We start from the raw sequence: 11534 nt of genomic DNA, 5'->3' as shown, positions 1-11534 counted from the left end.
CATGCCCGCGGGGTGAGGCCCGGGGCGCCCCTTCCCCCGACGCTGGGACTCCTCCCGGTCCTCGAGTCGAGGGGAAGTCGCGGCGATGGCCACCCTGACCGTGCGGACGTTCCCGCCCGCCGACGGCGCCGTGCGGCCGGCCCTCCCGGTGCCCGGCGGGCCGGCCGCCGGGTCGATCGCGGGACACCGACGGCGATGACCGGGAGCGGGACGCGCTGGCTGCCGCTGCTGACCCTCGGCGCGGCGCAGTTCCTCGTGGTGCTCGACACGTCGGTCATGAACGTGTCGATCAGCCAGCTGGTCGCCGACTTCGACACCGACGTCACCACGATCCAGCGGGTCATCACCGTCTACACGATGGTCATGGCGGCCTTCCTGCTCACGGGCGGGAAGATCGGCGACGCGGTGGGCCGTCGGCGGACGTTCGCGATCGGCCTGGTCGTGTACGGGGTCGGGTCGCTGATGACCGCCCTCGCCCCGACCGTCGCGGTGCTGACCCTCGGGTGGTCGGTCATCGAGGGCCTCGGCGGTGCCCTCGTGCTGCCCGCCCTCGCGGCCCTGGTGGGAGGGAACTACGCGGCGGGCCGCGAGCGCGCCCTCGCCTACGGCGTGGTCGGCGCGCTCGCCGGGGCCGGCATCGCGGTGGGGCCCCTGCTGGGCGGCTGGGTGACCACCTACCTCACCTGGCGGCTGGTCTTCGCCGGCGAGGTCGTGCTGGTGCTCCTCATCCTGGCCGGGCTGCGATCGGTGCACGACGCCCCGCTCGACGGACCCCGGCCCCGCCTCGACCCGGTCGGCGCCGCACTCTCGGTGCTCGGGATCGCCCTCGTCGTCCTCGGCGTGCTCCAGAGCACGACGTGGGGCTGGCTGCGTCCCCGCGACCCCGAGGTGACGGTGCTCGGGTTCGCGCCGACCTTCTTCGTCGTCGCGGCGGGCCTCGTCGTGCTCGCCCTCCTGCGCGCCTGGGTGCGCCGCCGGGAGGAGGCCGGACAGGACCCGCTGATCCGGTGGTCGCTCACCGCGGTGCCCCCGTTGCGGTCCGCCCTGTGGTGCCTGCTCGCCCAGAACCTCGTGCTGCTCGGGCTGTTCTTCGCCATCCCCCTGTACCTGCAGGTCGTGCTGGGGCTCGACGCCTTCCAGACGGGGCTGCGGCTCCTGCCGATCTCGGCGACGATGCTCGTCACGGCGCTCGTCGTCCCCCGCCTCGCCGGCCTCCTGGCGCCCCGTCAGGCCGTGCGGCTGGGCTTCGGCATCCTCGTGGTGGCCATCCTCTGGCTGCTCGCCACGGTCGAACCCGAGCTCGACGACGCCGCCTTCGCCGGCGCGACCGCCCTGCTCGGTATCGGTATGGGCCTGCTCGCGGCCCAGCTCGGCAACATCGCCCAATCGAGCGTGGGCGAGGACGACCGCGGCGCCGCCGGGGGGTTGCAGTACACCGCCCAGAACCTCGGGTCCTCGCTCGGCACCGCCTTCGTCGGGTCCGTCCTCATCGCCGCGCTGGGCGGCGCGGCGGCGCGCGGCATCGGCGGCGACCCGCGGCTCACCGCGGACCTGGCGGGGCAGGTCGGCGTCGCCATCTCCCGCGGACTGGACTTCGTCCCCGTCGGGCAGGCGGGGTCGGCGCTCGCGGCGGCCGGCGTCCCGCCCGACCAGGCGGCCGTGGTGCTCGAGGCCTACGCGGAGGCCCAGCTCCAGGCACTGCGGGCCGGGCTCCTGGCGGCCGCGGCGATCGCGCTGGCCAGCGTGCTGGTGACCGGTGCCCTCCCCGCCACGAGGGCACGGGAGGAGCAGGCGGGGCCCGCGCCGGTGTGAGCGGGCCGGACTCAGTGGAGCTGCGCCTTCAGGACGATGATGGCGACCCCGACGAGCACGGAGCCGACGACCGATCCCACCCGCACCAGGACCGACCGGTGCGACCCGTGCGCCTCGACGAGGCTGAGGCCGGTGAGCGTCAGGACCCCGAGCCAGAGCCCGATGTCGACGGCGGTCGGCACCGACAGCCCGAGGAGGTCGGCGAGGAGGAGGAAGGCGCCCGCGAGGACGCCTGGGGCGGCGGCCATCGAGCTGGCGCTGATCTCGTGGCGGACCTCGGCCCGCGGCACCTTCCGCTCCGAGGCCAGGGCCGTCGACAGCAGCCCGGCGTAGGCCTCACCCAGGAAGATCACGATCCCGGTCCCGGCCACCGTGACGACGGCCGTGACCAGGGCGGTGTCGTGGTCGCCGAGGTAGGCGAGCACGGACATCGCGAAGATCGACCCCGTCAGCGCGCTGCGCAGGTGCGCCCGCGCGACGGGACCCAGATCGCTGCGCGACGACACCGCCTCGTCGGACTCGTTCGTGGTCGCCACCCGGACCTCCACCCGCCTGCGTCGCCGATGCCGGTGGCGAGCGTGCGTGGCGCCGCGGCGGGGGGACCACGCCCGCGGAGGGTGAAGCGGCACCACGCCAGGGGCCGGCCACGCGGCTCACCCGGTCGGTCGATGCCGCGGTCGCCGGCCGAGCGGGACGGTCCGGGGCGTGACGGACGCGGCGCCAGGGCCCACCCTCGTCGAGGTGGCGCCCGGCCACCGGACGCGGGTCGTCGACGAGGGCGCCCGCGACGCCGCCGCGGTGGTCCTGCTGCACGGCACCCCGCTGGACCTGCGCGCCTGGGACGCCCTGATCCCGGCGCTGACCGCGACGCGTCGCGTGGTGCGCGTCGACGCGCGCGGGCACGGTACGGCGACGCCAGTGCCGGTGGCGGACGACGCGCGGCTGGCGGCGGACGTCGTGGCCGTGCTCGACCTGCTCGACGTCCGCGACGCCCACGTCGTCGGGCACTCGTGGGGTGGCCAGATCGCCCAGCGGGTGGCCGTCGAGCACCCCGACCGGGTCCGGCGCCTGTCGCTGCTGTGCACCCGGGCGTCGCCCTTCCCCCCGTTCGCCGACCTCGCGACGTCCCTGCGGGCGGGCGCGGTGGACCTCGAGACCCTGCTCGGGCGCTGGTTCACCCCGGAGGAACGCGCCGAGGTGGACGGCGTCGCGGCCACGGTGCGGGCGTGGCTCGCCGCCGCCGACCACGCGCGGTGGGCCGAGGCCCTCGACGGCATCGCGACCTTCGACGGCCTCGCCGACCTGGCGACGGTCACCGTGCCGGTGGACGTCGTGGCCGCGGAGCTCGACGCCGTCGCGACCCCGCCGCACATGGCCGAGATCGCCGCGGCCCTGCCCGACGCCACCGGGCACGTGCTGCCCGGGGCGCGGCACCTCGTCCCGCTGCAGCGGCCCGCCGAGATCGCCCGCATCCTCCTCGCGCCGGCGGTCTGACGCTCGTGTCGTCGCGGCAGCGCATGGAGGAGATGTTCACGCGCATGGTGGAGGCCGAGGACGCCTCGCTCGTGGACACCTCCTACGACCCGCAGTTCGTGCTCACGACCAACGGTCAGAGCCAGGACCTCGCGGCGTTCGGGGCCGGCCACGAGCGGGTGTACGCGGCCGCGATCTCCGACCGGGTGGAGTACGACGCGGACGCCTGGGTCGAGTCCGGGGACCGGCTCGCCGGACGGCTCTGGATCGCGATCGGCCGGCCCGGCGAGGAGCCGCAGCCGATCGAGGTGGTCTTCGTCGCGACCTTCCGCGACGGGCGGATCCTGCGGCTGCACGAGCTGACCTGGCCGGACTGGTCGACGAGGCCAGGCGTTCGAGACCTACGGGCCGCCGACCGGCACCGGATCGCCGCGCCCGTCCCCGGCGGGGGACCGTCGCTCATCTGCCGCGGGTGAGGACAGGCACCCGCGGCGCCCGCATCCTCCGGGGACGCGACCACTTCGTGTGCGGAGGAGCCATGAGCCACGAGCAGACATCGACGCCCACCGATCTGGCCGGGGCACCACCGCGGGCGCGGGGTGCGGGGTCCGACCTCGCCTCCTGGAACGCCTGGGTCGCCTTCGGCGGCATCCTGATGGCCGTCCTCGGCGTCTTCTCGGTGATCATGGGGATCACGGCGCTCCTCTCGCCCGACGTCTTCGTCACCGTCGAGGGCACGGTCCTGGCGATCGACATCTCGGCGTGGGGCTGGGTCCACATCGTCGTCGGCGCGGTCCTGACCGTCACCGGCGCCGCCCTCCTCAACGGCGCGCCCGAGTGGGCCCGCGGCCTGGGCATCGGCATCACCGGCTTCGGGATGCTGGTGCAGATGGCCTGGATCCCGGCCCACCCGCTCTGGTCGATCTTCATGATCGTCGTCGACGTGATCGTGCTGTACGCGCTCGTGGTGACCTGGGACGGCCGACCGGCCGGCCGCCGGGCGGCGTGAGGGTCCGCGTCACCTACCCCCGGTGCCCGCGGCGGGCGTCGTGCACGTGACGGTCCATCGCGTCGGTGTAGGCGCCGAGGAAGCGCGCGACGGTGTGCAGCTCGGCCGTGGTGAAGGTGTCGAGGACCTCGTCGGTGAGCCGGGTGAGCGGGCCGAAGAACTCGCCGGCCACGGCGCGGGCCGCGTCGCTGTAGCGCACGATGACCTTGCGGCGGTCGTGCTCGTCGCGGTGGCGCCGGACGTGCCCGGCCCGCTCCAGCCGGTCGATCACCGCGGTCGCGGCGCCCGTGCTCACGCCCAGGGACGCGGCCAGCGCGCCGGCGGTCGGCGGGTCGTTGCGCGCCTGGGCCTGCATGACGTGGAGCAGCGCCTCGAGGTCGGTGGCGTGCAGGCCCTCCCGGGCGGCGAAGACGTCGCCGACCCGGCGGGAGGCGACGCCCATCCGCTGGACCGCCGCGACGATGTCCTCGCCCAGCTGCTGACGCTCCTGGTCCTCGGCCCGCTCCACGGCGCCATCCTCGCCGACCGCTGCTCTTGTCACGCGCCGCTCCCCGGGTGACCATCTCTGTCGCCGAGAAGCTCGGCGGAGGAGGGGTCGTGAGCGCGCAGCTGTTCGCCTACCTGAGCTACGACGACGCGCCCGCCGCCCTGCGCTGGCTCGAGGCGGTCGGCTTCGCGGTGGTGCGTCGCCAGGACGGCGAGGACGGCCGGGTCGTGCACGCCGAGGTCCGGTTCGGCGACGTCGTGCTGATGGTGGCCAGCACCGACGCCGACTACGCCACACCACCGCTGCGCGGCCGCTCGACCGGCCGCGGCCTCTACCTGCTGGTCGACGACGTCGACGACTGCCACGCCCGCGCCGTCGCCGCGGGCGCGAGCAGCGTCATCGACCCCGAGGACACCGAGTGGGGCACCCGCCGCGCCCGCGTCCTCGACCCCGCGGGCCAGGAGTGGAGCTTCGGCACCTACCGGCCCGGCGAGGCGTGGTGAGGTGCCGGGATCCGGGTTCAGGCCGCTCAGGCCGCGGCGAAATCGGTGAGCGGGGCGCTGTCCCGCGTCGCGTCGAGGGTCGCGCGCAGGGCCTCCACCTTCGCCGTGAGGTAGGCGTGGGAGTCGGAGCCGAGCACCTGGCGCAGCTCGGTGTTCCCGGCGACGACGTTCGCGATCATCTGCTCGGCGCCCCGGACCGGGTCGCCGAGCTGGGTGCCGGGCATCTGCCGGTGCGCGGCGACCATCGCGCGGATGTCCGGGTACGCGTCGGTCGTGTCGGCCGGCAGGGCCAGGGAGTCGCTGCTGAGGAAGTCGGTGCGGAAGTAGCCCGGCTCGACGATCGTCACCGTGATCCCGTGCGCCGCCACCTCGCCGGCCAGCGACTCCGACAGCCCTTCGAGCGCGTACTTGCCCGAGCAGTAGAGGCCCCAGCCCGGCACCGAGGTGAGGCCCAGCACGGAGGAGACGTTCACGACGTGCCCGCCACCCTGGCCGCGCAGGACCGGCAGGGCGGCGCGCAGCACGTTGAACACGCCGACGACCTGCACGTCGAGCATGTCCCGCACCGCGTCGGGACCGGTCTCCTCGACCGCGGCGAGGTAGCCGTAGCCGGCGTTGTTGACCACGACGTCGAGCGTGGAGAAGCGCTCGGTCGTGCGGGCGACCGCCTCGTCCACCGCCCGCGGGTCGCGCAGGTCGACCTCGAGGGCGAGGAGGCGACCGGTGTCGGCCGAGCGCGCCGCCAGGGCCTCGGTCAGCCGCGCGGCCGACCGCGTCGTCGCGGCCACGTTCTCCCCCCGCTCGAGGAGCTGGGCGACGAGCTCGAGGCCGAGACCGCGGGAGGTGCCGGTGACGAACCAGGTGGCGGGGCGGTCGGTGGGGTAGCTCATGGGTGTCCTCTCGCCGGTGCGGCCGAGGGGCGGCCGCCGCGATCTCCACGGTGGTCGCGGCGGGGGCCGTGCGGGCCGCCATCGCGGGCCCTGCGCGACCCAGGACCCGGCGACCGAGGACGCGGAGGTCCAGGCAGGAAGCCCCGGGCCCGGCACACTGGAGCGGTGACCGGGCGGAACCAGGAGCTCGCGGACTTCCTGCGGCGTGCGCGCAGCCAGACCGACCCGGCCCGGGCCGGGCTGCCTCCCGACGCGCGGGTCCGGCGCGTGCCGGGGCTGCGCCGCGAGGAGGTCGCGCTCCTGGCCGGCGTCTCCACCGACTACTACGCGCGGCTGGAGCAGGGGCGGCGGATCGTCCCCTCGCCGGCCGTGGTCGAGGCCCTCGCGCGGGCACTGGACCTCGACGCCGCCGGGCGGACCCACCTCGAGCACCTCCTCGGGACGACCGGCACACCCCGACCCCGCTCGCGGGCCGTCCAGCGGGTCCGTCCCGGGCTGCGCCAGCTGCTCGACGCCCTCGACGGCGAGCCGGCGCTGGTCCTCGGGCGGCGCACGGACATCCTCGCCACCAACCGCATGGCACGGGCGCTGTTCGTCGACATCGAGGCGCGCCCGCCCGCCGAGCGCAACTACGCGCGGTGGATGCTGCTCGACGAGGACGCCCGCACGCTGTTCGTCGACTGGGAGGTCCAGGCCCGGGCCGCCGTCGAGAGCCTGCGGCTCGAGCTCGGCGCCCACCCGCACGACCGGGCGACGACGGAGCTGGTGGCCGAGCTGCGCGACGCGAGCGCGGAGTTCCGCGCCTGGTGGGACGAGCACCGCGTCCACCAGCGCACCCACGGCTCGAAGCGGCTGCGCCACCCGGTCGTCGGGGACCTCACCGTCGACTTCGAGACGCTCACCCTGCCCGGCGACGCCGACTGCACCCTCTTCGTCTACACGACCGAGCCGGGCTCGCCCTCCCGGCGGGCGCTGGATCTCCTCGCCAGCTGGACCCTCGCGCCCGGCCCGCGCGAGCCCGCGTCCTGATCACCGGAAGACCGCCCCGCGCAGGACGAGGAAGTTGATCGCCGTCCCCACGCCCTGGGAGACGACCCACGCCGCCACCGCGATCCCTGGCGCCGCGACGACCGCCGGGAGCAGGGCGAGCGCGATCCCGTGGGTGACCACGACGACCGCGAAGGTCGCGGCGTAGAGCAGCGCGGTCCACCCGAGCGCGCCGCGCACGCCGGCGGTGCGGAACGTCCAGCGCCGGTGGAGCACCGCGACGAGCGCCGTCCCGAGGAGGAAGGAGAGGGCCCGGGCGGCGATCGCGTCGACGCCGAGGGCCACCGCCGTGAGGTAGACACCCAGGCTCAGGGGGAGCACGACCAGGCCGGTGGCGAGGAACCGCGCGATCCCGCCCACGAGGCCGCGCCCGGGGTGACGTCGCCGCGACCCGGGCCCTGACACGATGCGCTCGTGGACGACGGCCGCCTGGCGATCGACACGCCGACGCGGCAGCCGGCGCCGGTGTCGCGGCTCCCGGTGCGGGTCGTCGCCCTCGTGCCGCCGATCGTCGCGCTGGCGGTCGGGGCGCTGATCCTCAGCCGTGGCACCGGTCTCTGGTACGACGAGCTCTTCTCCACCGAGGTGGCCCGCCGCCCGCTCGCGGAGATCCTCCGCGCGGCGTGGGAGGGCCGCGGCACCACCTGGTACCTCCGCGACATCCCGCCGTCGTACAACCTGCCGTGGTACGTCGTCGCGCACACCGTCCTGCTCGTCCCCGGCACCGACGGCGACCTCGCGCTGCGGCTGGTCGCGCTGGCGTGCGGCGCGGCCGCGTCGGGCGTGCTCGCCGCCGCGGTGGCGCGCCTCGCGGGCGACCGGCGGGTCGGGCTGGTCGCCGGGCTGGTCACGGCCCTGAACCCGCTGGTCCTCGAGTGGAGCGTCGAGGCGCGCTCGTACGGCCTCGCGCTGCTCGGGACCGCCGGGACGGCGTACGGGCTCGCGCGCTGGCTCGACCGCGACCGCGGCGGGCTGCTGGTCTTCGGCCTGTGCGCGGCCGGCGCCGGGCTGGCGCACTGGTACGCGCTGCTGCCGGTCGCGGGGCTCACGGTCGCCGGCATGCTGCTCGCGCCGCGGCGGGCGGTCTGGCTCGCGCTCGTCGCGCTGGTGGCCGCGACGCCGACGCTCGGGCTCGTGGCGCTGAACCTCGGGACCATCGCCGACCGCAACGCCGCGCTGCTCTACGACACCGCCGGGCGGCTGCCGCTGTTCGCGGCCTGGCGCTGGTCGGGCAAGAGCGTCGTCCTGGCCGCCGTCGTCACGGTGACCGCGGCGCTGGGGGTGTGGCGGGCGCCGACCCGGCTGCTCGTGGTCGTCACCGGCTGGCTCGCCCTGCCCGTCGTCGCGCTGCTCGTGGCCGAGACCGAGTACCGCCCGATCTACGAGCCCCGCTACGTCCTGCCCGCGCTGCTCGGCCTCGGGGTGCTCACCGCGGCCGGCGTCGCCTGCTGGCCGTGGCGGCTCCGCGGGCGGCGCGGGGGTCCGGCGGCCGTGCTCAGCGCCGTCCTCGTCGTGACCTCGCTCGTCGTCGCCGTCGGGCTGCGGCAGGCCCCGCCCCGCGAGCGCGCCGACGAGGTCGCCGCCATGATCGCCGCCGCCCACCGCCCCGGCGACGTCGTCATGGCCGGCGACCGGCAGTCGGCGCTCGGGCTCGAGCACTACGTCCGCACCCGCCACCCGCAGATGGGCCCCGACCTGCGCGTCCCGCCGGTCTACGCCGCGCCGGACGCGCCTGTGGTCTGGTACGTCCGGGTCCGGATCATCCACGGCGAGACCGGCCCGGTCGACGGCGACCACCTGCTCGCGGCGTCGGGGCGGCGGGTCGAGGGGCAGTGGTTCCTGCGCGCGACCTGGACCTCGCTCGTCGTTCAACGCTGGGTCCGCTGACGCACGCACCACCGCAGGGTCCGCAGGGACTGCCGCGCCCGCGCCCGCGAGGTCCACGCGGAGGTCCCGACGGCCCGGGCGGCGCGGACGACGGGACGGGACGCGACGCGCAGGCCCGCCCCGGCGCGGGTGCGCGGTCCCACCGCCACCACGACGCTCGGCGCGCCCGGCGCGGCGAGGACGGCCGACCGTGCCCGCGGGCCGAGGACGAGGAACGCGCCGGCGTCGCGCGGCAGGCCGGTGAGCGCGGCGACGAGCCGGCGGTGGACCCCGCCCGTGAGGCGGCGGCCCGACGACTCGTAGGCCCCGCGGCGTCCGGCGAACACGACGTCGCGGCCGGTCAGCGCGGCGAGCAGGGCGGGCAGGGCCTCCGGCGGGTCCTGGAGGTCGGCGTCGAGGCAGGCCCAAGCGGTGGCGTCGCGCTCGTCGGCGAGCCCGCGGCGCAACGCGGCGTGCTGCCCGACGTTGACGGCGAGCTCGCTGACGCCGACGCAGGGATCGCGCGCGGCGAGCGCGCGGGCCACGTCGCCGCTGCCCTCGGGGCACGCGTCGACCACGAGGCGCACCCGCCACGGCTGCCCGGCGAGGGCCGCGCCGACCCGGTCGACGAGCGCGGCGAGCGTCGCGGCGTTGCGGTGCACCGGGACGACGACCGCGACGGTCACGCCGCCACTACGTGGTCGGCGCGCCACGTCCGGCGCAGACCCTCGAGGAGGTCGACCGCCGGTTCCCAGCCGAGCAGGCGCCGGGCGCGGGCGGGGTCGGCGACCCAGTGCCCGGTGTCCCAGTCGCGGCCGGGGTGGGCGCCGACGTCGACGGGGACCGGGCGACCGGTGGCGCGCGCGGCCAGGGCGACGAGCTCCTCGTTGGCGGTCTGCACGCCGGTGCCGAGGTTGAGCACGGTCCCCGCGGGCAGGTCGTCGGCGCCGGCCGCGCGCACGCAGGCCTCGACGACATCGCCCACCCAGACCCAGTCGCGCCGGCGGCCCGGGCCCGTGAGCGGCACGCGCCGGCCGGCCGCCGCCGCGGCGAGCACGACGGGCACGAGGCGCCCGGGGTGGTCGCCGGGCCCGTAGACCTGGAAGGCGCGCAGGACCGTGGCCCGCACGCCACGCTCCGCGGCGCCCGCGAGCAGCAGCAGGGAGCCGGCGGCCTTGGTGCCCCCGAAGAAGCTCGCGGTGCTCAGCGGGGCGTCCTCGGTCAGCGGGCGCCCGCTCGCGGCGTACTCCGTGGACGACCCGAGCCGCACGACCGCCCGGCACCGCGGCCCGAGCGCGTCGACCAGCCACGGGCTCGTGTTGACGGCGGTGGTCGCCGCGCGCGCCCGGGCGTCCTCGCGCGCCCGCGCCGCGGCCAGGCTGAAGACGACGTCCGGGTCCGCCGCGCGCACGGCGGCGGTGGCGGCGACGGGGTCGGTGAGGTCGACCCGCTCGCGGGTGAGGGCGGTGACCGTCCAGCCGTCCGCGCGCAGCCGTGCGACGAGGTGGCGCCCGACGAACCCGCCGGCGCCCGTGACGAGCGCGTGCACGCCGTCAGACCGGGACGGGCGCGGGGAGCCCGACCGGCGCGGCCGCCGCGATCGCCCGCGCGAACGCCGCGCGGTCCTCGGCCCGCCGGCGGGCGTCGCGCGTGCTCGCCAGGGCGAGCGCGGCGTGGATGCGCCCGATCTCGGCGGCGGGGTCGCGGTCGGCGGTGTCGGCGTGGAACGAGCGCCGCAGGAACGTGAAGTCGACGCCGAGGCGGTCCATCTCGGCCATGAGCAGCGCGGACGGCACCGGGTGGCCGGCGTCGGGGCGGGTCAGCCCGGCGACGCCGAACGGGTGGCCGGCCGCGGCGACGCGCGCGCGGACGTGCTCGACGGTGCCGTCCACCATGGGCTCGAACAGGCCGGCGCGCGCCCCGCGGTCGATCCGCAGGTCGTTCAGCCCCACGTACACCCGCGCCAGCGGGCGGGCGACGAGGGCGTCGACCGCCTCGACGGCGTCCTGCGTCTCGACCATGGCGGCCACGCCGCACCGCCCGGCGGCGAGGTCCACGACGTGCGCGACCTCGTCGGGGCGGCGCAGCATCGGCACCAGCACCTCGTCGGCGCCGAGCGCGACGGCGCGCCGTACCTCGCCGGCGGTCCACCGGCCCACCGGGTTGATCCGGCAGACGACCCGGGCCGTCGTGGCGGCCCGGACCGCGCGCAGGTCCCGGGGCGTGTCGTGGTTGATCTGCGTGTCCTCGCCGAGCTGGCGGCGGGCCTTTCCGCGGCGCTCCCAGTCGATCACCGCTCCGGCGGCCCCACCCCCGACCAGGCGGGCCACGTCGGGCCCGGAGGTCGAGAAGACGAACAGGTCCACGGCTCTCTCCAGCTCCCGTGAGGACTTAGCGAAGCCTCACCACCCTTGACGCGTTCAGCGCAACGGGTCCACAACTTGGCA

Annotated in this window: 14 protein-coding genes; 7 read left to right on the top strand and 7 right to left on the bottom strand. The window is 76.6% G+C overall.

Features of this window, described 5'->3' with window-relative positions; all coding sequences use genetic code 11:
* The first annotated feature begins 195 nt into the window (after positions 1 to 195).
* Positions 196 to 1812, top strand: a complete 1617-nt coding sequence (locus tag PH190_RS09805) for an MFS transporter (RefSeq protein WP_274231317.1) — start codon at positions 196 to 198, stop codon at positions 1810 to 1812.
* 11 nt (positions 1813 to 1823) lie between these two features.
* Here PH190_RS09805 and PH190_RS09800 read toward each other — a convergent pair whose 3' ends face one another.
* Positions 1824 to 2348: a hypothetical protein gene (locus PH190_RS09800; protein ID WP_274231316.1), complete on the bottom strand. Its 525-nt coding sequence runs from the start codon at positions 2346 to 2348 to the stop codon at positions 1824 to 1826.
* Positions 2349 to 2517: 169 nt separating this feature from the next.
* Between PH190_RS09800 and PH190_RS09795 the strand changes: the two genes are divergently transcribed.
* The 3 genes from PH190_RS09795 to PH190_RS09785 all read left to right on the top strand — a co-directional run bounded on the left by PH190_RS09795 (position 2518) and on the right by PH190_RS09785 (position 4294).
* The gene (locus tag PH190_RS09795) at positions 2518 to 3306 is read left to right on the top strand and encodes an alpha/beta fold hydrolase (protein WP_274231315.1); all 789 of its coding nucleotides are present in this window, start codon (positions 2518 to 2520) and stop codon (positions 3304 to 3306) included.
* 5 nt (positions 3307 to 3311) lie between these two features.
* Positions 3312 to 3761 (top strand): nuclear transport factor 2 family protein, encoded by a 450-nt coding sequence (locus PH190_RS09790; RefSeq protein ID WP_274231314.1) that lies wholly within the window; start codon positions 3312 to 3314, stop codon positions 3759 to 3761.
* Positions 3762 to 3823: 62 nt separating this feature from the next.
* A complete protein-coding gene (locus tag PH190_RS09785; protein WP_274231313.1) occupies positions 3824 to 4294 on the top strand; it encodes a DUF7144 family membrane protein in 471 nt (156 codons plus the stop codon).
* Between the two features lie 13 nt (positions 4295 to 4307).
* Here the strand turns inward: PH190_RS09785 and PH190_RS09780 are convergent, their stop codons facing one another.
* Complete coding sequence (locus tag PH190_RS09780) at positions 4308 to 4802, bottom strand: MarR family winged helix-turn-helix transcriptional regulator (RefSeq protein WP_274231312.1); 495 nt, start codon at positions 4800 to 4802, stop codon at positions 4308 to 4310.
* Between the two features lie 89 nt (positions 4803 to 4891).
* Here PH190_RS09780 and PH190_RS09775 point away from each other — a divergent pair, with 89 nt between their 5' ends.
* Positions 4892 to 5284: a VOC family protein gene (locus PH190_RS09775; RefSeq protein WP_274231311.1), complete on the top strand. Its 393-nt coding sequence runs from the start codon at positions 4892 to 4894 to the stop codon at positions 5282 to 5284.
* A gap of 26 nt (positions 5285 to 5310) precedes the next feature.
* Here the strand turns inward: PH190_RS09775 and PH190_RS09770 are convergent, their stop codons facing one another.
* Positions 5311 to 6174, bottom strand: coding sequence for an SDR family oxidoreductase (locus PH190_RS09770; RefSeq protein WP_274231310.1), 864 nt, complete (start codon positions 6172 to 6174; stop codon positions 5311 to 5313).
* A 165-nt stretch (positions 6175 to 6339) separates the two neighbouring features.
* Here PH190_RS09770 and PH190_RS09765 point away from each other — a divergent pair, with 165 nt between their 5' ends.
* Positions 6340 to 7203, top strand: coding sequence for a helix-turn-helix domain-containing protein (locus PH190_RS09765; RefSeq protein ID WP_274231309.1), 864 nt, complete (start codon positions 6340 to 6342; stop codon positions 7201 to 7203).
* Here the strand turns inward: PH190_RS09765 and PH190_RS09760 are convergent, their stop codons facing one another.
* A complete protein-coding gene (locus tag PH190_RS09760; protein WP_274231308.1) occupies positions 7204 to 7626 on the bottom strand; it encodes a GtrA family protein in 423 nt (140 codons plus the stop codon). It abuts the gene before it with no gap.
* A 9-nt stretch (positions 7627 to 7635) separates the two neighbouring features.
* Between PH190_RS09760 and PH190_RS09755 the strand changes: the two genes are divergently transcribed.
* Positions 7636 to 9108, top strand: a complete 1473-nt coding sequence (locus tag PH190_RS09755; protein WP_274231307.1) for a glycosyltransferase family 39 protein — start codon at positions 7636 to 7638, stop codon at positions 9106 to 9108.
* Here PH190_RS09755 and PH190_RS09750 read toward each other — a convergent pair.
* The 3 genes from PH190_RS09750 to PH190_RS09740 are packed head-to-tail and all read right to left on the bottom strand — an operon-like array spanning position 9090 to position 11453.
* Positions 9090 to 9773: a glycosyltransferase gene (locus PH190_RS09750; protein WP_274231306.1), complete on the bottom strand. Its 684-nt coding sequence runs from the start codon at positions 9771 to 9773 to the stop codon at positions 9090 to 9092. The genes PH190_RS09755 and PH190_RS09750 overlap by 19 nt on opposite strands.
* The gene (locus PH190_RS09745; RefSeq protein ID WP_274231305.1) at positions 9770 to 10636 is read right to left on the bottom strand and encodes an NAD-dependent epimerase/dehydratase family protein; all 867 of its coding nucleotides are present in this window, start codon (positions 10634 to 10636) and stop codon (positions 9770 to 9772) included. Before PH190_RS09745 ends, PH190_RS09750 begins: the two co-directional genes overlap by 4 nt.
* A gap of 4 nt (positions 10637 to 10640) precedes the next feature.
* Positions 10641 to 11453: an aldolase/citrate lyase family protein gene (locus PH190_RS09740; protein WP_274231304.1), complete on the bottom strand. Its 813-nt coding sequence runs from the start codon at positions 11451 to 11453 to the stop codon at positions 10641 to 10643.
* Positions 11454 to 11534 lie beyond the last annotated feature (81 nt).

It is taken from the genome of Actinomycetospora straminea (assembly GCF_028737255.1).
Lineage (GTDB): Bacteria > Actinomycetota > Actinomycetes > Mycobacteriales > Pseudonocardiaceae > Actinomycetospora > Actinomycetospora straminea.
Note: the sequence above shows the minus strand (reverse complement) of the source record. Positions and strands in the feature narration are given on the sequence as shown.